This is a genomic window from Rhodococcus quanlei (genome assembly GCF_055231015.1).
This window is the reverse complement of record NZ_JBUYWD010000020.1, coordinates 26354-44265: the sequence shown is the minus strand read 5'-3', so window position 1 is coordinate 44265 and position 17912 is coordinate 26354. Positions and strand designations below refer to the sequence as shown.

General features: G+C 65.1%; 20 protein-coding genes and 1 tRNA gene. 12 read left to right on the top strand and 9 right to left on the bottom strand.

The genetic code is table 11. The features are described from left to right. Window positions 1-123 precede the first annotated feature (123 nt). Window positions 124-196: transfer RNA gene (locus tag ACZI8Q_RS14950), tRNA-Ala, on the top strand. Between the two features lie 95 nt (window positions 197-291). Continuing rightward, the gene (locus ACZI8Q_RS14945) at window positions 292-891 is read left to right on the top strand and encodes a DUF1707 SHOCT-like domain-containing protein (protein WP_463374339.1); all 600 of its coding nucleotides are present in this window, start codon (window positions 292-294) and stop codon (window positions 889-891) included. 18 nt (window positions 892-909) lie between these two features. Here ACZI8Q_RS14945 and ACZI8Q_RS14940 read toward each other — a convergent pair whose 3' ends face one another. After that, window positions 910-1467 (bottom strand): TetR/AcrR family transcriptional regulator, encoded by a 558-nt coding sequence (locus tag ACZI8Q_RS14940; protein WP_463374338.1) that lies wholly within the window; start codon window positions 1465-1467, stop codon window positions 910-912. Window positions 1468-1540: 73 nt separating this feature from the next. On the opposite strand from ACZI8Q_RS14940, the gene ACZI8Q_RS14935 reads away from it, so the two are divergent. Further along, window positions 1541-2599 carry an FAD-dependent monooxygenase gene (locus tag ACZI8Q_RS14935; RefSeq protein WP_463374337.1) on the top strand — a complete coding sequence of 353 codons (1059 nt, stop codon included), beginning with the start codon at window positions 1541-1543 and terminating at the stop codon, window positions 2597-2599. Window positions 2600-2657: 58 nt separating this feature from the next. Here ACZI8Q_RS14935 and ACZI8Q_RS14930 read toward each other — a convergent pair whose 3' ends face one another. Continuing rightward, the gene (locus ACZI8Q_RS14930; protein ID WP_463374336.1) at window positions 2658-3407 is read right to left on the bottom strand and encodes a TetR/AcrR family transcriptional regulator; all 750 of its coding nucleotides are present in this window, start codon (window positions 3405-3407) and stop codon (window positions 2658-2660) included. 100 nt (window positions 3408-3507) lie between these two features. Here ACZI8Q_RS14930 and ACZI8Q_RS14925 point away from each other — a divergent pair, with 100 nt between their 5' ends. From ACZI8Q_RS14925 to bluB, 6 genes are all read left to right on the top strand, one after another. Beyond that, complete coding sequence (locus ACZI8Q_RS14925; protein ID WP_463374335.1) at window positions 3508-4695, top strand: DUF418 domain-containing protein; 1188 nt, start codon at window positions 3508-3510, stop codon at window positions 4693-4695. A 20-nt stretch (window positions 4696-4715) separates the two neighbouring features. After that, complete coding sequence (locus ACZI8Q_RS14920; protein ID WP_463374334.1) at window positions 4716-5009, top strand: DUF6412 domain-containing protein; 294 nt, start codon at window positions 4716-4718, stop codon at window positions 5007-5009. Between the two features lie 52 nt (window positions 5010-5061). Further along, window positions 5062-5685: an ABC transporter ATP-binding protein gene (locus tag ACZI8Q_RS14915; RefSeq protein ID WP_463374333.1), complete on the top strand. Its 624-nt coding sequence runs from the start codon at window positions 5062-5064 to the stop codon at window positions 5683-5685. Then, on the top strand, window positions 5682-6890 hold the full coding sequence (locus ACZI8Q_RS14910; protein WP_463374332.1) for a DUF6297 family protein: 1209 nt from the start codon (window positions 5682-5684) through the stop codon (window positions 6888-6890). The genes ACZI8Q_RS14915 and ACZI8Q_RS14910 overlap by 4 nt, the downstream gene beginning before the upstream one ends. Before the next feature lie 72 nt (window positions 6891-6962). After that, entirely contained in the window at window positions 6963-8000 is a 1038-nt protein-coding gene (locus tag ACZI8Q_RS14905) for a CobW family GTP-binding protein (RefSeq protein WP_463374331.1), read from the top strand. Between the two features lie 44 nt (window positions 8001-8044). After that, on the top strand, window positions 8045-8671 hold the full coding sequence (gene bluB / locus ACZI8Q_RS14900) for a 5,6-dimethylbenzimidazole synthase (protein WP_463374391.1): 627 nt from the start codon (window positions 8045-8047) through the stop codon (window positions 8669-8671). 26 nt (window positions 8672-8697) lie between these two features. On the opposite strand, the gene ACZI8Q_RS14895 is transcribed toward bluB, so the two are convergent. From ACZI8Q_RS14895 to ACZI8Q_RS14880, 4 genes are all read right to left on the bottom strand, one after another. Next, a complete protein-coding gene (locus ACZI8Q_RS14895; protein ID WP_463374330.1) occupies window positions 8698-10131 on the bottom strand; it encodes a DEAD/DEAH box helicase in 1434 nt (477 codons plus the stop codon). A gap of 230 nt (window positions 10132-10361) precedes the next feature. After that, on the bottom strand, window positions 10362-10775 hold the full coding sequence (locus ACZI8Q_RS14890) for a molybdenum cofactor biosynthesis protein MoaE (RefSeq protein WP_463374329.1): 414 nt from the start codon (window positions 10773-10775) through the stop codon (window positions 10362-10364). After that, window positions 10768-11730 carry a bifunctional molybdenum cofactor biosynthesis protein MoaC/MoaB gene (moaCB, locus tag ACZI8Q_RS14885; RefSeq protein WP_463374328.1) on the bottom strand — a complete coding sequence of 321 codons (963 nt, stop codon included), beginning with the start codon at window positions 11728-11730 and terminating at the stop codon, window positions 10768-10770. The genes ACZI8Q_RS14890 and moaCB overlap by 8 nt, the downstream gene beginning before the upstream one ends. Continuing rightward, window positions 11727-12929, bottom strand: coding sequence for a molybdopterin molybdotransferase MoeA (locus ACZI8Q_RS14880; protein ID WP_463374327.1), 1203 nt, complete (start codon window positions 12927-12929; stop codon window positions 11727-11729). Before ACZI8Q_RS14880 ends, moaCB begins: the two co-directional genes overlap by 4 nt. Before the next feature lie 92 nt (window positions 12930-13021). On the opposite strand from ACZI8Q_RS14880, the gene moaA reads away from it, so the two are divergent. Both moaA and ACZI8Q_RS14870 read left to right on the top strand, forming a co-directional pair. Next, entirely contained in the window at window positions 13022-14080 is a 1059-nt protein-coding gene (gene moaA, locus ACZI8Q_RS14875; RefSeq protein ID WP_463374390.1) for a GTP 3',8-cyclase MoaA, read from the top strand. Then, the gene (locus ACZI8Q_RS14870) at window positions 14073-14324 is read left to right on the top strand and encodes a MoaD/ThiS family protein (protein WP_463374326.1); all 252 of its coding nucleotides are present in this window, start codon (window positions 14073-14075) and stop codon (window positions 14322-14324) included. Before moaA ends, ACZI8Q_RS14870 begins: the two co-directional genes overlap by 8 nt. 10 nt (window positions 14325-14334) lie before the next feature. Here the strand turns inward: ACZI8Q_RS14870 and ACZI8Q_RS14865 are convergent, their stop codons facing one another. The 3 genes from ACZI8Q_RS14865 to ACZI8Q_RS14855 all read right to left on the bottom strand — a co-directional run bounded on the left by ACZI8Q_RS14865 (window position 14335) and on the right by ACZI8Q_RS14855 (window position 16815). After that, on the bottom strand, window positions 14335-15114 hold the full coding sequence (locus ACZI8Q_RS14865; protein ID WP_463374325.1) for an SDR family oxidoreductase: 780 nt from the start codon (window positions 15112-15114) through the stop codon (window positions 14335-14337). Window positions 15115-15120: 6 nt separating this feature from the next. Beyond that, window positions 15121-15960 carry an ammonia-dependent NAD(+) synthetase gene (nadE, locus tag ACZI8Q_RS14860; protein ID WP_463374324.1) on the bottom strand — a complete coding sequence of 280 codons (840 nt, stop codon included), beginning with the start codon at window positions 15958-15960 and terminating at the stop codon, window positions 15121-15123. 81 nt (window positions 15961-16041) lie between these two features. Next, window positions 16042-16815 (bottom strand): META domain-containing protein, encoded by a 774-nt coding sequence (locus ACZI8Q_RS14855; RefSeq protein WP_463374323.1) that lies wholly within the window; start codon window positions 16813-16815, stop codon window positions 16042-16044. A gap of 247 nt (window positions 16816-17062) precedes the next feature. Here ACZI8Q_RS14855 and ACZI8Q_RS14850 point away from each other — a divergent pair, with 247 nt between their 5' ends. Further along, the gene (locus ACZI8Q_RS14850; RefSeq protein WP_463374322.1) at window positions 17063-17833 is read left to right on the top strand and encodes a YoaK family protein; all 771 of its coding nucleotides are present in this window, start codon (window positions 17063-17065) and stop codon (window positions 17831-17833) included. Window positions 17834-17912 lie beyond the last annotated feature (79 nt).

Sequence of the window (17912 nt, the reverse complement as noted above, 5' to 3'; positions counted from 1 at the left end):
TCGGGAGGGCAGTGGCTGTTGCCCTCCCGGGCCTACCTGGCGATTTGGAAGCCGGGACAGCGATGGTGTAGCTTTCTTCGAGCACACAGAAGTGATTCTGGGTGAGACAATATAACTGAACACGGGGCTATGGCGCAGCTGGTAGCGCACCACACTGGCAGTGTGGGGGTCAGGGGTTCGAGTCCCCTTAGCTCCACAGATGAGAAGCCTGCTTCGACTCCGGTCGAGGCAGGTTTTTTGCGGTGGTGCGGGTGTCGTCCGGTCGGGGGAGTATGTCCTAGGGTGGCACCCATGGCCGACACCTTCGGAGATCAGGATGTCCGCGTCGGACACTCGGAGCGTGAGCGGGCGACGAGCCTGCTCAGCGACGCGTTCTCGTCGGGATATCTGGAGATCGTCGAATTCGAGGAACGGGCGGGGGCCGCCACCGCCAGTCGCACTCGTGGTGACCTTCGTGCGGTTCTCGCCGATCTGCCGAATGCCGGAATGCTCTTCCCCGAGGTTTCCGCTCCGGCTCCGGCAGGACCGGCTGTGACCGGTGTTTCGGCGGCGCGCACGGAGTGGGTTATCGACTCGACGACGCTGCGTCGGAAAGGTGGATGGCACGTTCCGTCGGAGGCTCTCGTGACGGGTTCCTGGGGCACTCTGGACCTCGACTTCGCGGAAGCGGTATTTGCCACTCCGGTACTGGACCTGCACCTCCAGGTGTCGACCTGCACGGTGAAACTGCGCGTCGGCGCGGACCACGAAATCCGGTATCCGCACGTCACCAAGACCGGGTGGTCGTCGCTGAAGGACAAGGCCGGGCCTCCAGTGCGGCCCGGCGGCCCCGTGATCACCGTGTCCGGTGCCCTCTCCGGAATGTCCGGAATGGTGATCAAGCGTAGGTGACCGGCATCCGCAGCTGCGTCAATCGATCCACGCTCGGATATGACGTTCGGTGGCGGTACGGACTTCGTTGACGTCGAAGTGCTGGCCGGTGATCTTGTGAAGTAGATAGCCGTCGAGGTGGTCGGATAAGGCCCGCGCTGCTGCGGCCGGATTCGTGACGCCACCGATGATGGTCAGCGATTGGGTGATGACGCCGACGAGATCCGCTCGTCGCGACTCGATGGCAGTGCTCAGCGTTGCGTCGCCGGCGGCTTCGGTGAATACGGCGAAACGGGCCCGCGTGCGAACGGACGCCGGCCCGAGAGCGTGCCTCGAGTAGGCGGTGAGAGCGTCGGCCAAGGCGCACGCGGAATCGGGAAGTTCGGTGCCGGTGATGCTCGTGATGACCTGCTGATCGGTTTCGAGGAGGCGGTCGAGGACGCCTTCCAGCAGTGCGCGACGCGTCCGGAAGAGATTGGATGCCGAACCTAGGGCGACGCCTGCATGTTCGTCGACGCGGCGGTGAGTCAGTGCGCGAATCCCATCTGTCCCGACCAGGTCGATAGCGCTGTCGAGTAGATCGGTGCGTCGTGACATATCGCGACTATCGCCCATGCCAGGAAGAACTACAAGTGTAGTCAGGAAACTACATATGTAGTACGGTCGGGATATGACGTTGAGGGCCGCTCCGCTTGGAGTACAAATCGCGGGAGCCGGCGTGGCCGGCCTGGCCGCGGCGGTCGTCCTGTCGAGGGCGGGAGTTCGGGTCACAGTCGACGAACGGGCAGCGGCGCCGCCGAGCGCGGGGACGGTATTCGGACTTGCCGGCGCGGCGCAGGAGGCTCTGGCCCGTTGCGGGGTGCTCGAGCGAATCCGTGCAGTGGCGGTGGAGCAGCGCGGTGGGGCGTTGCGCACGGCGGAGGGGCGAGTGCTGATCGCCGCAGAACTTCCGCAACCGGTGCTGTTGGTCACGCGGCCCGACCTGCAGAACGTGCTGGCCAGTGAACTACCCGCAGGCACCGTCAAGTACGGGCGGGCGGGAATGGTACCGACCGACTTGTCGTCCGAGGACGTGTTGATCGGCGCGGACGGCACCTTCAGTGTGACCAGGGAGCATGTGTTCGGGCCGGATACGGCGCCACGTCAGGTGGGTACGACCGTGTGGCGGGGGACGGTCGATATGTTCCCGAGTTCTTCTGCCGAGGACGGCACGATCTACGGTGAGACGTGGGGCCGCAGGGCGCTTTTCGGGATCACCCCGCGATTCGACGGCAGGCTCAATTTCTTCGGTGCGGCCCGTGCTGCGGGCGGAACCACGACCATCGACGATTTCTTCAGTCGTTTCGCAGGATGGCATCACGACGTACGGGCAGTGCTCGACGGAGTCGGTCGTGACGAGATCCTCCATCACGACCTCTGGCAGTCGCCACCGTTGTCGAGGTACACATCGGGCCGGGTGGCACTGGTCGGCGATGCCGCGCACACCATGACCCCGCATCTCGGTCGCGGGGCGGGGGAGGCATTGGTCGATGCTGTCACTCTTGCCGAACTGCTCGTCGACCTCCCGGTCGACGATGCGCTGGCTCGCTACGACCGGATTCGCCGACGGCATGGAGTTCGGATGGTCCGGGCCTCGGCTGCGGTCGGCGCACTCGCGCTCGCGGACCGTGGTGCGTCCGTTCGGGATGGGGTGCTCGGGCTCGTCGGCCGCGGGATCGCCGCCCGGTAGATCTGCGTCAGGTGTCGAGTGCGAAGCCTCGTCGTGGAGGAGTGCCTGTGGGCCGCATTCACCGGTCGAGGCGAGCGGCGATACCGTCGAGAATCGTGCCGAGCCCGTCGTGGAAATCTTTTCGGGCAGTTGTTTCGGTCCGCTCCGAACTTTTGTCGAAGACATCGGAACCGAACATCGTGGAGAGTTCGGGGAACCGTGCGTGGTCGACGAGAGTGCGCATCGCCAGGCCGTACCGGCGTTCGCTGTCGACCTGTTCCTCGGTCGCGTCCAGTCCGTCGGTGAGATCCTGGGTCAGCAGGGCGGACTGCCGTACATAGCCACCCAGCAACATGGCATGACCGACCTTCTCCGGCCACCCGAGGTTGGTGCCGGCGAGAACGGAAAGGGCCGATTCGAGCCATTCGAGCTGATTGGGTCCGGTGGGAGCGCCCTGGACCGGCACGCGGACGATCCACGGATGTGCTCGATACAGTTCCCACAGCTCGTCCGCCCATGCCTCTAAGCCCTCGCGCCACGTGCGCTGCCCGGACGGTGGGAGTCGTGGTGGGGTGGAAGCGAAGTCGACCATGAGGTCGAACAATTCGCGTTTGGATCCGACGTGTCGATACAGCGACATAGCCGTCACGCCCAGAGTCTGCGCCACTCTCGGCAACGTGGCGGTGTCCAGCCCGCCGTGATCGGCCAGCCGAACCGCGGCACGTACGACGGTGTCGGTGTCGAGCGACGACGGACGACCCAGTCTGGACGTCGGCTCCGTAAGGCGCCACATCCTGCGTAGAGGTTCCGGTACTTCGTCACCGGACATGGGCGCGTCTCCTGGTTCGGGCGATCGTTCGAGGGCTGTCGACGATCCTAGGCCAATCAATTAAAGTATAAGAGAAACTATATATGTTAATCTTACGCCTATGTCAGAGAAATCCCTGGCCGTGGCCACGGCGAAGGCGGCGCGGGTTCACGACGTCGACGCCCTCCGAGGGTTCGCGCTGTTCGGGATCTTCGTCGTCAACATCGCATTCATGGCGTCGGCGTATCCAGGCAATCTCGTCGACGACCCGTCATTCGCCTCACCGATCGACGATGCGGCCCGATTCGTCGTATCCGCGCTGTTCTCCATGAAGTTCTATTTGTTGTTCGCGTTCCTCTTCGGCTACAGCTTCACCTTGCAGATGGAGGCTGCGGGCAGAGCCGGTAGACGTTTCGTACCGAGGATGTTGCGAAGGATCCTCGGGTTGTTCCTGTTGGGTGCGCTGCACATCGTCGTGCTGTACAGCGGCGACGTGCTCACCACGTATGCCGTAGCGTGTCTGGTCCTGCTGGCGATGCATCGAACCCGTGATGTCGTGGCACTGCGCGTCGCAGCCGGCCTGTACGCGCTGGTGTTGCTCTCGCTGGTCTTGAGTGGACTGCTGGTCGACCGTTCTTCCTTCATGCCCGGCCGCGAGCAAGCCTTGGTCGCTGCGGACAACCAGACCCAGGCAATGCTCGGTTCGATCGGTGACATCGTCGGCCGGCATCTCGACGGTCTCGGGCTTTTGGTATTACAGGCGATTTCGATGCAGGGCCCTACCGCCCTGGCGATGTTCTTGCTCGGCATGGTGGCGGGCAGGCGGGGCCTGTTGCGCGATCTGAACGGCAGCGAGCCGCTCTTGCGGCGCGTTCAACTTATCGGCTTTCCGGTCGGTCTGGCGGGTGGCATCTCCTACGCCGCCCTCGGCGGCGATGTCGACACCTCGGCCGTCGCGATCAGTGTTGCCACAGCGCCGTTCTTGGCGGCGGCGTATGTGGCGACTCTGCTGCGGGCGATGCACAGTCGCCGGTGGGGTTGGTTGCGAGGGATGCTGTCGCCGTTGGGGCGGATGGCATTGACGAATTATCTGATGCAATCGCTTGTCGGGTTGGTCTTGTTCACGGGGGTGGGTTTCGGCCTTGCCGGGAGAGTGGGTCCTGCGGCCCTTCTTATCGTTGCCGCCGTGGTGTTCCTTGCGCTGGCCGCCGCAAGCTCGTTGTGGATGACTCGGCACAGATACGGTCCGGCGGAATGGTTTCTACGGTGCCTGACCAACTGGCAGCGTCCACAGCCGACGGTTCGGTGAATCATCGGTAGGGTTGTCGTGTGCGGTTCCTGAACTTCCTGTCTCTGTGCGCGATCATGCTGATGCTGATCGTTGCTTCGCCGATGGAAGGCACGACCCTCACTGCAGTGGGGTTGGTCATCACCGCTGTTGCCGTGGCTGCTGTGCTGCTGCACCTCTGCGACCGCGCCTTTCCGCCCCTGTGCTTACAGACCTCTCATGGTCCCGCACCGGACGAACGTCGTCTGCGTGGTTCGTTCCGCCGTAACAGTCGGCCGGACACCCCTGGTCGTCCGCGACCCCGAGCCCCCGGTTTCTCGGCGGGGACGCTCTGACGCTGGTCCCCGCATCCTCGCTCACATTCACGAGGACAACCGGGAGTAACCCATGTTGCAAGTATGCGGCGCTTCGCGCTGCTTCGGTGAGCTGACCGTATTCAGTGATGTCACATTCGAGGTCCGGCCTGGACAGACGTGCGCGATCGTCGGCGCGAACGGGTCGGGAAAGTCCACGCTGCTCCGTTGCGTAGTCGGTGCAGATCATCTCGACGCCGGAACGGTCGTTTTCGACGGCGACCCGGTGGACGAGGCTTCACCGGCGTTTCGCTCGGCGGTTGCCTCGGTACTCGACGAGCCGGGATTGTTCCCCCACCTGTCGGTTTCCGAACACGTCCAGTTGATCGCCACTGCCCACGGTGTTACCGACGCGGCACGTGCTGCCGGTGCGATGCTCGACGGCGTCGGGCTGTCCGGTGCGGCGGACCAACTGCCGGTCACTCTGTCGAGCGGGCAGCGCCGCCGCCTCGGGCTGGCGTCGGCATTCGTGCGCCCGCGTTCGATGGTGGTGCTCGACGAGCCCGAACAGCATCTCGATGCCGAAGGGCGTGGTTGGCTGGCGCGCACGCTGAACGAGGAGAAAGCGGCGGGAGGAGCCGTGCTCCTGGTGTCACATGACCCGGAACTCGTCGACGCGGTTGCCGACTTCACGATCGACGGTGACTCATGGCGATGACATTCGATGCTGGATCATCGGAACTATCTGTTCCGTCTGCGTCCGCTGTCAGGGTGCTGCGCCGAAAGTTCGAATCGGCCCGAAGGACGGAGACCACCTGGGCCAAGGTGGCCGTGTGGGGAGTGCCGGTATGGGTGACGGCAGGCGTGCTGTGGGGCTTGTCGCGAAAGGAATCGGGCCTGCTGTCGTCGTGGGGACTGCTGGCGGTGGGCCGCGCCGGGTCGTCGTACGCCGTGGCGGGTGTGCTTGTGGGCCTCGCTGTGGTGGCGTTCTGGGCTTTGAGAGCGATCGGGCCGGTCACGGTCGGTGACGACGAAATGCACTGGGTGTTTTCGAGTCCTGTCGACAGGCGCTCTCTGCTGCGGCGACGACTGGTGTGGTGGGCGATCGGGGCCGTGTTCGCCGGTGTGCTCGCGGCCAGGTTCGTGACGCTGCTGATCCCCGTCACGTTCGCCTGGTGGGTACTGGCCCCTCTGGGGGCTGTGAGCGCTCTGGGAGTTGTGGGACTCGCTATCCACGCACAGGGGCGGTTCGACCGGCGGGCCTTGAGCAAGGGCGCGGATCTGGCCACCGGGCTGTCCGCCTCGGTGGTCTCGCTCGACCCGTCGTACGCGGCATCCGCACTCGAGAGACGGTCGTGGCGCCGGCTCGGGGCGGTGCGGTCACGGGCGTTCACAGAGGGCCGCGGGCGCTCACTCCTGGAGGCCGACATCCGTCGGGTGCTGCGGGGCAGGTCGGCGCCCGTCACCTTCGTGGCAGCGGTGGGGATCACGGTTGGGGCGACGATGGTCGGCACACCGCTTGCTGTCGTTCTCGTTCAGACGCTTGCCTGCTTCGTGGTCGGCTCGGCGTTCAGTGGCGGCCTGCTCGACGTGTGTCGATCGGACGGGCTACGGAGTCTGCTCGGCGGAACCGACAGGCAATTGCGGTTCATCCACCTGCCCGTACCGGTAACGGCGATCGTGGTGACGTGGCTCGTCACCGTTCCTGCCGCCCTTTCCGGTGGCTGGGCTGCGGTGGCGATTGCCCCGATGGCCGCCGCGGCGGCTATGTATCGCGCACGGACGCGTCCTCCGATGCAGTACGGCGGAACCGTCCTCGAGACCGGGTTCGGCCAGGTGCCCGTCGACGTCCTGAGACAGATGGTGCGAGGGCCGGCGATCCTGGTCGTCGCGATGGTTCTGCAGGCAGCGCTCGTTACCTGACGCAAGCGCCTGTGCGTGGTCCGCGAGCCGTGGGACTCGTTAACCACTCACAGAGGGCATTAGGGTGTGTGCGTGGCGAAGAACCGGATTCCCGTGGTGCTCGTGGGCGGATTTCTCGGCGCCGGCAAGACGACGATGCTGAACCACCTCCTGCGAAACAATCGCGGCATTCGTATCGGCGTCATCGTCAACGACTTCGGCGCCGTCAACATCGATTCGATGATGGTTGCGGGGCAGGTCGATTCGATGATGTCGCTCAGCAACGGCTGTTTGTGCTGCGCCGTGGATGTCAGCGATATGGACGAGGTGATCGACCGTCTGGCCGGTTCCGATCTCGACGTGATCGTGGTCGAGGCGAGCGGCCTCGCCGAGCCCCGCAACATGGTTCGGCTGATTCTCGGAACCAAGAACCCGACCGTGACATACGGCGGGTTGGTGATGTTGGTGGACGGAACCCAGTTCGAGGAGACTGCCGAGCAGCATCCCGAGTTGGCGCAACACATCGGAATAGCCGACCTGGTGGTGCTCAACAAGACCGACGGACTGGGAGACGATCGCCTCGAGATCCTCGGAAGAACGCTGCGGAGCTTCAACGATCGTGCACCCCTCGTGTACACCGAGCACGGACGCATCGATCCGGCGATCCTGTTCGATCAGGGCGAGGATCGAGCGCCTGCAGCGGGGGAGCAGCTCACGCTGGACCAGCTGATGCTCGATCAGGATCACGACGATTCCTGCGACGGTCACGAGCATCTGCATTCGGCGTATCGAACTGTCGACTTCGATTCCACGCGCCCGATTCACCCACGACGGTTGGTCGCATTTCTCGAGGACCGGCCCGCTGGTCTCTACCGCATCAAAGGGTACGTTCATTTCGACGTCCCCGGTCAGATGCGGAAATTCGAGGTGCAGACGGTCGGCCCACACATCCGATTCAGCACGTCGAGATGGGAACCCGGACACGACCGGGTCACACAGCTGGTACTGATCGGTGTGGACGTGGACACCGACGAGGTGATGGCGCGCCTCGACGAGTGCGTGGTGGGCGACGGAGAGGAGCCGGGGGCGGACGCGATGTTGCGCGTCCACCGATACACCGTCACAGCCTGATCGCCGTGTGAGAGCCTGTTCGGGTGAGCGAGAACAAACCGGGAATGTCGGTGTACGACGCCATCCGCCTGCGACGCGACGTGCGTGCAGAGTTCACGGGTGAACCGTTGTCCGAGGCGATGCTCGAACGAATCCTCGGTGCTGCCCACAGCGCACCCAGCGTGGGCAACACCCAGCCTTGGGACTTCGTCGTGGTTCGCGACACGGAAACGTTGGGAACGTTCGCGGAGCATGTGGCGGACTCTCGCCAACGCTTCGCGGACTCCCTTCCCGAGGACCGGCGCAAGACCTTCGATCCGATCAAGGTGGAGGGAATCCGCGAAAGTGGGATGGGCGTCGTCGTCACGTACGACCGCTCTCGTGGCGGCGAGCATGTTCTCGGCCGCCACACCATCGACGACACCGGACTGTTTTCCGCCGTACTCGCCATCCAGAATCTGTGGCTGGCAGCAGCGGCAGAGAACGTCGGTGTCGGCTGGGTGTCGTTCTACGAGGAGAGCTACCTGACGAAGCTGCTCGAGATCCCCGATCCGATTCGCCCCATCGCGTGGTTGTGCGTGGGACGAGTCAGCGAGTTCCAGCAGGTACCGGACCTCGAGCGCTTCGGGTGGCGGGGGCGTCGACCGCTGGCCGATGCCGTCCACAAAGAGAAGTTCCGACGAGAGCTGTAGAAGTTCCGACGAGAGATGTAGAAGTTCTAGCGTCCGCCGCGCGGTGTTCCCGAGGCAGCTGCTCCGGAACGTGACCGTCCGCCGCCGGAGCGTCCGCCGCCGGAGCGTCCGCCGCCGGAGCGTCCGCCGCCGGAACGGGCGCCACCGGAACGGCTTCCGTGACCGCGAGTGGCCTGCCCCCGTGCCCCCTGTCGCCGCGGTCCTTGACCTGCAGGCCGTGGACGGCGTCCACCCCCGTTGTTCTGCGGTGGTGCTTTCGGTGCCGGGGTCACGTACGGTGCGATGTCGCCGACGAGTTCGACGACATGCGCCGAGTCCGCGGTCGAGCGGATCGGTGAGACCTTGATCGCCGCTTTCCGCATGAGAACCGACAGATCCCTGCGTTGCTCGGGCAGGACGACGGTGACGACGTCGCCCGCACTGCCGGCTCGAGCTGTGCGGCCCGAACGGTGCAGGTACGCCTTGTGTTCGGCGGGTGGGTCGACGTGCACGACGAGTTCGACGGAGTCCACGTGGACTCCGCGGGCCGCGACGTCCGTGGCGACGAGTACGCGGGCATCTCCCGCCGAGAACGCGGCGAGGTTGCGGTCACGTGCGGCCTGCGACAGGTTTCCGTGCAGGTCGACCGAGGGGATTCCGGCTTCGGTGAGCTGGCGCGCCAGCTTGCGGGCCTGGTGCTTCGTGCGCATGAACAGAATGCGTCGACCGGTTCCTGATGCCAACTTCTGGACGAGCGCACGCTTGGCCTCGACGCCGTCCACGTCGAACACGTGGTGAGTCATGGCGGCGACGGGGGAGTTCGCCTCGTCGATCGAGTGCAGAACCTCGTTCTTCAGGAACCGCTTCACCAGCTTGTTCACGCCGTTGTCGAGGGTGGCGGAGAACAGTAGCCGCTGGCCACCATCGGGGGTGGCGTTGAGAATGCGGGTGACCCCGGGAAGGAAGCCCAGGTCGGCCATGTGATCGGCTTCGTCGAGGACGGTGATCTCCACGGCGTCGAGTGAAACGAGTTTCTGCTTCATGAGGTCTTCGAGCCGTCCGGGGCACGCCACCACGATGTCGACTCCCGCCTTGAGCGCCTGCACCTGACGGTGTTGGGACACGCCACCGAAGATGGTGGTGACCTTCAGGTCGTAGGCGGCAGCCAGAGGCTCGAGGGTGGCGGTGATCTGGGTGGCCAACTCGCGGGTCGGCGAGAGGATCAGCCCGAGCGGCCGACCCGGCCGACGCTTGCCGCCCGACAGTTCGCCGCCGAGACGAGAGACCATCGGGATGGAGAACGCGAGGGTCTTTCCGCTACCGGTCTTTCCGCGGCCGAGCACGTCACGGCCGGCGAGAGTGTCGGGAAGGGTGCCGATCTGAATCGGGAAGGGGGCCGTGATCCCTTGTGCGTCGAGTGCTTTGACGACGGGAGCGCGGACACCGAGTTCGGCGAAGGTGGGGACGTTAGATTCTGACAAGATTATTCGTAGCCTTTCGGGCACGTTGTCGTGCCGGAGGGCGACAGGGGAGATCCCGTCATGCTCGAGCACATTGGTGGCGGCGCTACCGGTTGGTGCGCAGTTCGCCGTAAGAAAGAGTCGGTGTTCGTTCACCGGACTGAATGCGTTCCACGACGCTCGACGGCCAACGCGGCCGTCTAGTGGCCGTTACACTACCCGGCGACCGCACCCCGCGTCGATTCGGACTCTCACAAACCGACCCACTCCGACACTCCGTCGGCGAATCGCTGTCGCTTCCAGATCGGCACCTCGGCCTTGATGCGTTCGACGAGTTCGGCGCAGGTGGCGAAAGCTTCCGCGCGGTGCGGGGCGGCGACGGCGGCCACGAGTGCGAGATCGCCTATCTGCAACGACCCGACGCGATGGACAGCGGCCACCGGAAGTCCGCTCGACTGCGAAACTTCCGAGCAGCAGCGCAGCAGGAAGCGTTCGGCATCGGGATGTGCCTGGTATTCCAGCAACGAAACAGATTTTCCCCCATCATGATTGCGGACCACACCGGTGAAGGCCACGACCGCGCCGTGCGCGGGTCCGGCGACGGCGGATTCGACCGCCGCAGTGTCGATGGGGGTGTCGCTGATGCGGGCGAGTAGCTCACTCATCGTGTGCGCCTCCGCCCGCAACCTGAGCCAGCAGGTGATCCAGCAACGGTTCCAGCACGGACAGTCCGTCCTTGACACCGCCCGGCGATCCGGGCAGGTTGACGACCACCGACCGCCCCGCCACCCCGGCCAGTCCTCGACTCAACGAGGCATGTGGTGTGACTTTCGTCCCACGGTCGCGGATCGCGTCCGCGACGCCGGGAAGTTCACGGTCCAAGACGGCGCGGGTGGCTTCCGGTGTGGCGTCCGTGGGCGAGACGCCGGTGCCGCCCGTGCTGACGATCAGCGCCGGTGACGTGCTGAGCGCGTCGGCGAGCCCGGTGGCAATGTCCGCATCCGCGTAGATCAGTGGTCCACGAGTGCTGAAACCGTGTTCCCGGAGCCATTCGTCGATGAACGGGCCGGTGGTGTCCTCGCGACTACCGTTGGCGGCTCCGGTGGAGGCGACGAGGACCACAGCCGAATTCGGTTCGGGCGCCGTGGATTTCTCACGTGACCATCGCCCGCGTTTGCCACCTTCCTTGGTGACCAGTCGCACACCGTTCATGGTGGCGGCCGGATCGACAGCCTTCACCATGTCGTGCAGCGTCAGCCCGGCGACGGCAACCGCAGTCAGCGCCTCCATCTCCACCCCGGTGGGGCCTTTGGTTTTTGCGATTGCTTCGACAGTGATGGTCGTGTCGGTGAATCCGAACTCGATCTTCACCGACGACAGCGAGAGCTGATGGCACAGCGGAATCAGCTCGGACGTCTTCTTCGCTCCCGAGATGCCGGCGATGCGAGCGGTCGCCAGCACATCGGCCTTCGGGAGGTCGTCCGAACGTACGAGACTCACCACTTCTGCTGTGGTGGCCAGTTCTCCCGCGGCAACAGCGATTCTCGTGGTGTCGGCTTTGGCGCTCACATCCACCATGCGGGCGCGGCCGTGGTCGTCGAGATGCGTCAGATCGCTCATAGGGGCCACACTTCCACGTGTTCACCGGCGGAGAGGAATTCCACGTCTGCGGGGATGTCGATCAGCACGTCCGACCAGGCCATTGCTGCAACGAGATGCGATCCCGGCCCGGAAATCGGTTCGACGGTGTCGCCAGTGGTGCGGGCCCGCAGAAACTGGCGCTTCCCGGCAATCGAGGTGACGTCCGCGGCCAATGCCCGCCGGGGCCGCTCGAGGTCCGGCAGTCCTGCGGCTCGGCGCAGGAGTGGCCGGGCGAACACCTCGAACGACACGAGAGTGCTGACCGGGTTGCCTGGAAAGTTGAGGACCGGAATGCCGTCGAACACCGCAGTGCCCTGTGGCCCGCCGGGTTGCATGCCCACGTGAACGAACTCGCCTCCCAACGGTGTGAGCGTTTCCTTGACGACCTCGAAGTCGCCCATCGACACCCCACCCGAGGTGAAGATCACATCGGCGATGGCCGCAGCCCGGGTGAGGATTGCCCCGAACGCGGCAGGATCGTCGCTGCTGTGGATCACCGAGACGACATCGCCGCCGTTTGCCGTGGCGCCGGCAGACAGTGCGGTGCCATTCGAGTCGTAGATCTCACCGGGTTGCAGCGACCGGCCGGCTGCGACCAGTTCGGTTCCCGTCGTCACCACGGCGACCTTGGGCAGTGTGCGGACCGGCACCGTTTCCGAGCCGACCGCGGCGAGCAGAGCGATGTGTCGGGGCGTCAGCACCGTGCCGGCCGGGAGCAGCAGCATGCCCTTCGTCACGTCGCTTCCGCGTTCGCGTACGTACTCGCCCGCGCGGCGCCGCCGTGAGATGGTCACGTGATCGCCGTCGACGACCGTGTCCTCGACGGGAACGATCGCGTCGGCGCCCTCCGGAATCACCGCGCCCGTCATGATGCGCACGGCGCTACCGGGATCATGGGGCGGCGGAGTGCCTGGCCCCGCCGCCACCACACCGCGGGTCGGAAGCGACACGGGAACCGCCTCGATCGAGGCCGCGTCGACGGCGTAACCGTCCATCTGGGAATTGCGGAACAGTGGGAGGTCCACCGGCGAGGAGATGTCCGCCGCCGTCACCCGGCCGAGCGCGGCTTCCGGCGCCACGTCGACAGGGAGCAGCGACATCAAGGGACGGAGAAGACCCTCGATGTGGGCGCAGTGTTCCTCTACCGATCGTGCGGACCCGCCATTGCCCGGAATCATAAGTGCCCACCTCTCATGCACATCGATACTAGGGAACGTGCATGGATGCGGCAGGATGCGCATACTGGACGAACGAGGAGGAGGTGGAGTCGATGACCGTCGTAGGGATGGGCATCCCCGCTGTGCGCGCTGCGACGACCTCCGTCGACGGGCGCCCCGACGTTCCCGAACTGGTCGACAGCTTCGGGCGGGTCGCCCGCGATCTGCGTGTGTCCATCACCGAGAAATGTTCACTCCGCTGCACCTACTGCATGCCCGAAGAAGGCCTGCCCGTCATCCCTGCCGAGCAACTGCTCACGGCAGCAGAGATCGTTCGGCTCGTCGACATCGCCGTGCACCGTCTCGGTGTGCGGGAGGTCCGCTTCACCGGTGGTGAGCCGCTGATGCGGTCGGATCTCGAATCCATCATCGCCGGCTGCGCGCAGCGAGTTCCGGGCATTCCGCTGGCCATGACCACCAACGCGGTCGGCCTCGAACATCGAGCACACGCTCTCGCCGACGCCGGGCTGTCTCGCGTGAACGTGTCGCTGGACTCCGTGGATCGTGCACACTTCGCCCAGCTCACCCGCCGTGACCGACTGCCCGCAGTCATGGCGGGAATTCGTGCCGCCGTCCGGCACGAATTGGCTCCGGTCAAGGTGAACGCGGTGCTCATGCCCGAGACACTCGACGGTGCGGCGGACCTCCTCGATTGGTGCATCGAGGAAGGTGTTGCTCTGCGCCTGATCGAGGAGATGCCGCTCGACGCCGACCACGCGTGGAAACGCGGCGACATGGTGTCTGCGCAACGAGCGCTCGACGTACTGAGCGACCGGTTCGATCTGCGTGCAATCGGCCGCGCTGATCCGTCCGCACCCGCCGAACAATGGCTGGTGAACGGTGGGCCCGCAACCGTCGGCATCATCGGATCGGTGACGCGGTCGTTCTGTAGCGACTGCGACCGAACCCGACTGACCGCGGAAGGCACCGTGCGCTCCTGCCTTTTCAGTGACCGGGAGACGGATCTGCGCGGTGCACTGCGCAGCGGTACCGACGACGACGAGCTAGCCCGATTGTGGCGTGGGGCGATGTGGAACAAGTGGGCGGGCCACGGCATCGATGCCGTGGGCTTCACTCCGCCCGAACGGAGTATGGGAGCAATAGGTGGCTGACGGAATTGCGGTGCGCTACTTCGCGGCTGCGGCGGACGCTGCCGGGTGTTCGGAAGAGACGTTGGATCTTCCGATCAGCGCCGAGCTCGGCGAGGTGAAGGCGGCGCTGATCGTGCGTCACGGGACCGACATGGAGCGGGTGCTGACCGTGGCGGCTTACCTGGTCGACTCCGAACTCACCAGAGACCTCGCCCGCACCGCCGGTTCCCGGGTGGACATCCTGCCCCCGTTCGCAGGAGGCTGACGCGTCGGGGTCAGCGCCGAACGGTGTCGGCGAGCCACTCGTCATAGGTGATGGTCCCGAACGTGTCGTTCTCCGCGATGTTCGATCCCTCACGGAAGAACGTGCCCAACTTTCCGGGCAGTGGCAGCGCGACCACGAGTCCGCGCGTGCCGGACGCCTTCTTCCACGCAGTCACAAGGTCTTTCGCCGTTCGAACCTCAGGGCCTGCGATGACGACCGGCTCGGTCGGCACTGAATCGTGCGAAACGGCGGCGTCCACCAACGCCCTGGCCACGTCACGAAGGTCGATGGTCTGAAATCGCGTGCGGGAGAACGCCGGAATCAACCCCATACGGCTCGTCGGCGCAGCGATCATGGGTATGAAGTCGTGAAACTGCGTAGCCCGCACGACGCAGGTCTCGACCGGAGATGTCGCGTACACCTGCTCCTGAGAGTGTTTCGCACGGTAGTAGTCGAATTCGGCCAAATCGACGTTGATGATCGAAAGCAGCACGCAGCGACGGATACGAGCTCGCGCGGCGGCGTCGAGCAGATTCTTTGCCCCGTCCGTGAAGACGGCCCGCGTGGCTTTCGTGCGCCCGTCGGTCGTATCGATTATCGAATCGACTCCGGCCAGCGCGTCCTCGAGTCCCTCACCGGTGATGAGATCGCCTGGGTAGTGGGCGACCTGTGTACCCGAGGTCCCACCGTGTCGGGTCAGGACCCGAACTCCGTGACCGCGACGAAGTAGTTCTTTCACCACGTAGGTTCCGGCCTGGCCGGTCCCACCGGCCACCAGTATTTCGGCCACGACGGCTCACCTCCACCAGGTGTCGAGCGGGGTCACCGGCACTGTGCGCTTGTGCCGGGTGTCGGTGTACATGGTTTCGAGTTTCGTCGACACCTCCGGCGGAACATCTTTGCCTTCGAGGTAGTCGTCGATCTGTGCGTACGTGAGCCCCAGTGCTACCTCGTCGGGCAGCGCCGGTCGGTCGTCTTCGAGATCGGCGGTCGGCACCTTGAGCCACGTGCTCTCGGGTGCGCCCAGCTCGCGAAGTAGTGCGGCCCCCTGACGTTTGCTCAAGCCGGTGAGGGGGGTGACGTCGACGCCGCCGTCGCCGAACTTGGTGAAGAAGCCGGTGATCGCTTCGGCGGCGTGATCGGTGCCGACCACCAGATGGCCGAGCTGTCCGGCGATGGCGTATTGGATCATCATGCGCTCACGCGCCTTGATGTTTCCCCGCACGAAGTCCCGCAGTTCTCCGCCGTCGCCGAGAATCGCGCGAAGGGCGGCGGAGGACTCCGCTGCCGTGGCATCCGCACCGGGCTTCACGTTGACGGTGGTCGAACGATCCGGCTCGATGAACTCGAGTGATACCTGAGCGTCCGACTCGTCCGCCTGCGATCCGTACGGCAGACGCACCGCCACGAACTCGGCGTCGGTGCCCTCCTCGCGCAACTCCGCCACGGCGAGTTGAGTGAGACGGCCGGCGAGGGTGCTGTCCTGGCCGCCGCTGATACCGAGTACGAATCCGTTGGCCGGTGTGGAACGCAGGTAGTCCTTGAGGAACTGGACCCGATCGCGAATCTCGGCCGCCGGGTCGATAGTGGGCCGTGCACCGAGCTCGTCGAGGATCTGGTCGCGAAGGTTCTCCATGCGAGAACTGTAGCGATCGCGGGGTTGTCGAGCGAGGGCGAACACGTTCTGGGTTCTGCGCAGAAACTCGCGGAGGTCGGGTCAGGTAGCGGCGAGTTCCAAGCCGTAGCCGTTCGGCTTGGTCAGTCGGAGGACGTCGGAGTCGATTGTCGCCTGTACCTCTCCGTCCAGCACGCGTAGTACGGCGCGCTCGACTTCGGCCACGTCGCCTGGACAGGCCATGCGGGTGGTTGCCAGTGGGCCGAACACAATCGATTCGTCACCGACGTCGGCGGTTCCGTTGATGCGATTGCATCCGGTGCTTCCTGACACCCCGCCGTCGGCCGTGATGGTCAGCTGTGGGGCGGACTGTTCGAGCGCGGTCGATGACGACACCGCATCGGGCGAGATCAACGAGGTAACGGTCCAGGTGGTGCCGATGATCGGACGGTCAGGATTCACCACCTTCCGGTCCTTCAGCGTGACCGTGGCGGAGTCTGTGCTCAAACGCAGGTCGTCGCCCTCGAGTTCCCAGGACGGGGCGGCTCCGAGGAACTCGGACACCCAGGCGTCCGCAGCGGCGGCCTCACCCGCGCAAGCCATGAGAGTCATGGCCAACTGGTCGACCGTCAACGTGCCCTCCGTGAAGTCGACGCTGCCGCTTCCACGGTTGCAGCCGGCATTCACCGAAACCCTGCCCTCGTCGTCGAAGCCGAGAGTGAGCGGACCGCCACCGGGGATCGTCGTACCCTGCACGTCGGTCGACACGAAGGTACGCCCTGCAGGGGTGGCGGCAGAACCGTCGGATTGCGTGCAACCCGACACGGAGACGACAGCAAGCACCGCCACAATGACCGGCACGGAGAGAAGACGCATACGTCGAGGCTAGCTGCGGGGGATGCGCCGGACCAGGTTGCTGGTATACCCCCGGCGGAGACCGGTATCACATCCGTTGCGCAAGTGGGGGATTCACCTCATTACGTGCAGATGAACAGTTGACTTCGGGGGTCGTGCCCACGGTAGTCACCCTTGTACGTTCGTGCGGTATCGATCGAAACAGACCGATCTCGGGAGGATCTCGATGGGCAATTCGGTGTCCTCACTCAGAAGTCGTGAAACACCCGTGGGCGCTGGGGGTGCGGTAGCAGCGCGTCCACCGGCGCCGAAGGATCCGCAAGTTCGTGCCTTCATCTCGCTGTATTCGGCAGCCCTGTCGGCGGTGGCCGGTTTCGTCAATTCGGTGTTGCTCGTTGCTCTGGTGCATCCGGTAAGCCATGTCAGCGGTTCGTTGTCGTATTCGAGCATGGACGCCGCCAACGGACGCACCGACGGACTGTTCGACCTCGTCATCGTTCTGGCCAGCTTCTTCTTCGGGGCCGTAGCAGCCGGTGCGGTTCTCAGCGGTACCGAATCGGAGACCGGGCGGCGCTACGGTTTGGCTCTGATAGCCGAGGCGGCACTACTGGGCGTGGCAACACTGGCCGGGGTGGCGGGGCACGTCACATGGGCCACCGCGCTCGCAGCCACCGCGTGCGGACTGCAGAACGCCATGTCCTCCAACTACCGCGGCCTGGTGATACGAACAACGCACATGACGGGAACGTTCACCGACCTGGGCGTACTGATCGGGCGCAGCAGTCATCGTGACGTGGACATGTGGCGGTGCACCCTGCTTCTGGGCACCGTGGTCGGATTCGTCGTCGGGGGTGTAGCCGGCGCCACGTCCAGTGGTCTGCTCGGTGCGTCGGCGTTGCTGATTCCCTCCGTGACGTGCCTTGCCCTCGGGATCGTGTATTTCGGATTCCACCAGTACATGCGGGTGCCGGAACACGATCCGCATCAAATAGCGCGTGACGAGCCCAGTCCGTTACGAGAGAAGTTGGCCATCCGGTGACTGTGCCGACGAAGCACCTCACAGACGGAGTTCCGCGCACCGGAGGAGAACGCAACACAACCTAACGATCGAGCAACCT

Coding starts and splice junctions, on each gene's coding strand:
- ACZI8Q_RS14930 (WP_463374336.1), bottom strand. CDS start 3,407: ATGTCCGGTGACGAAGTACCGGAACCTCTACGCAGGATGTGGCGCCTT.
- ACZI8Q_RS14915 (WP_463374333.1), top strand. CDS start 5,062: ATGTTGCAAGTATGCGGCGCTTCGCGCTGCTTCGGTGAGCTGACCGTA.
- ACZI8Q_RS14925 (WP_463374335.1), top strand. CDS start 3,508: ATGTCAGAGAAATCCCTGGCCGTGGCCACGGCGAAGGCGGCGCGGGTT.
- bluB (WP_463374391.1), top strand. CDS start 8,045: ATGTCGGTGTACGACGCCATCCGCCTGCGACGCGACGTGCGTGCAGAG.
- ACZI8Q_RS14945 (WP_463374339.1), top strand. CDS start 292: ATGGCCGACACCTTCGGAGATCAGGATGTCCGCGTCGGACACTCGGAG.
- ACZI8Q_RS14940 (WP_463374338.1), bottom strand. CDS start 1,467: ATGTCACGACGCACCGATCTACTCGACAGCGCTATCGACCTGGTCGGG.
- ACZI8Q_RS14910 (WP_463374332.1), top strand. CDS start 5,682: ATGACATTCGATGCTGGATCATCGGAACTATCTGTTCCGTCTGCGTCC.
- ACZI8Q_RS14880 (WP_463374327.1), bottom strand. CDS start 12,929: ATGATTCCGGGCAATGGCGGGTCCGCACGATCGGTAGAGGAACACTGC.
- ACZI8Q_RS14935 (WP_463374337.1), top strand. CDS start 1,541: ATGACGTTGAGGGCCGCTCCGCTTGGAGTACAAATCGCGGGAGCCGGC.
- moaA (WP_463374390.1), top strand. CDS start 13,022: ATGACCGTCGTAGGGATGGGCATCCCCGCTGTGCGCGCTGCGACGACC.
- ACZI8Q_RS14890 (WP_463374329.1), bottom strand. CDS start 10,775: ATGAGTGAGCTACTCGCCCGCATCAGCGACACCCCCATCGACACTGCG.
- nadE (WP_463374324.1), bottom strand. CDS start 15,960: ATGGAGAACCTTCGCGACCAGATCCTCGACGAGCTCGGTGCACGGCCC.
- moaCB (WP_463374328.1), bottom strand. CDS start 11,730: ATGAGCGATCTGACGCATCTCGACGACCACGGCCGCGCCCGCATGGTG.
- ACZI8Q_RS14855 (WP_463374323.1), bottom strand. CDS start 16,815: ATGCGTCTTCTCTCCGTGCCGGTCATTGTGGCGGTGCTTGCTGTCGTC.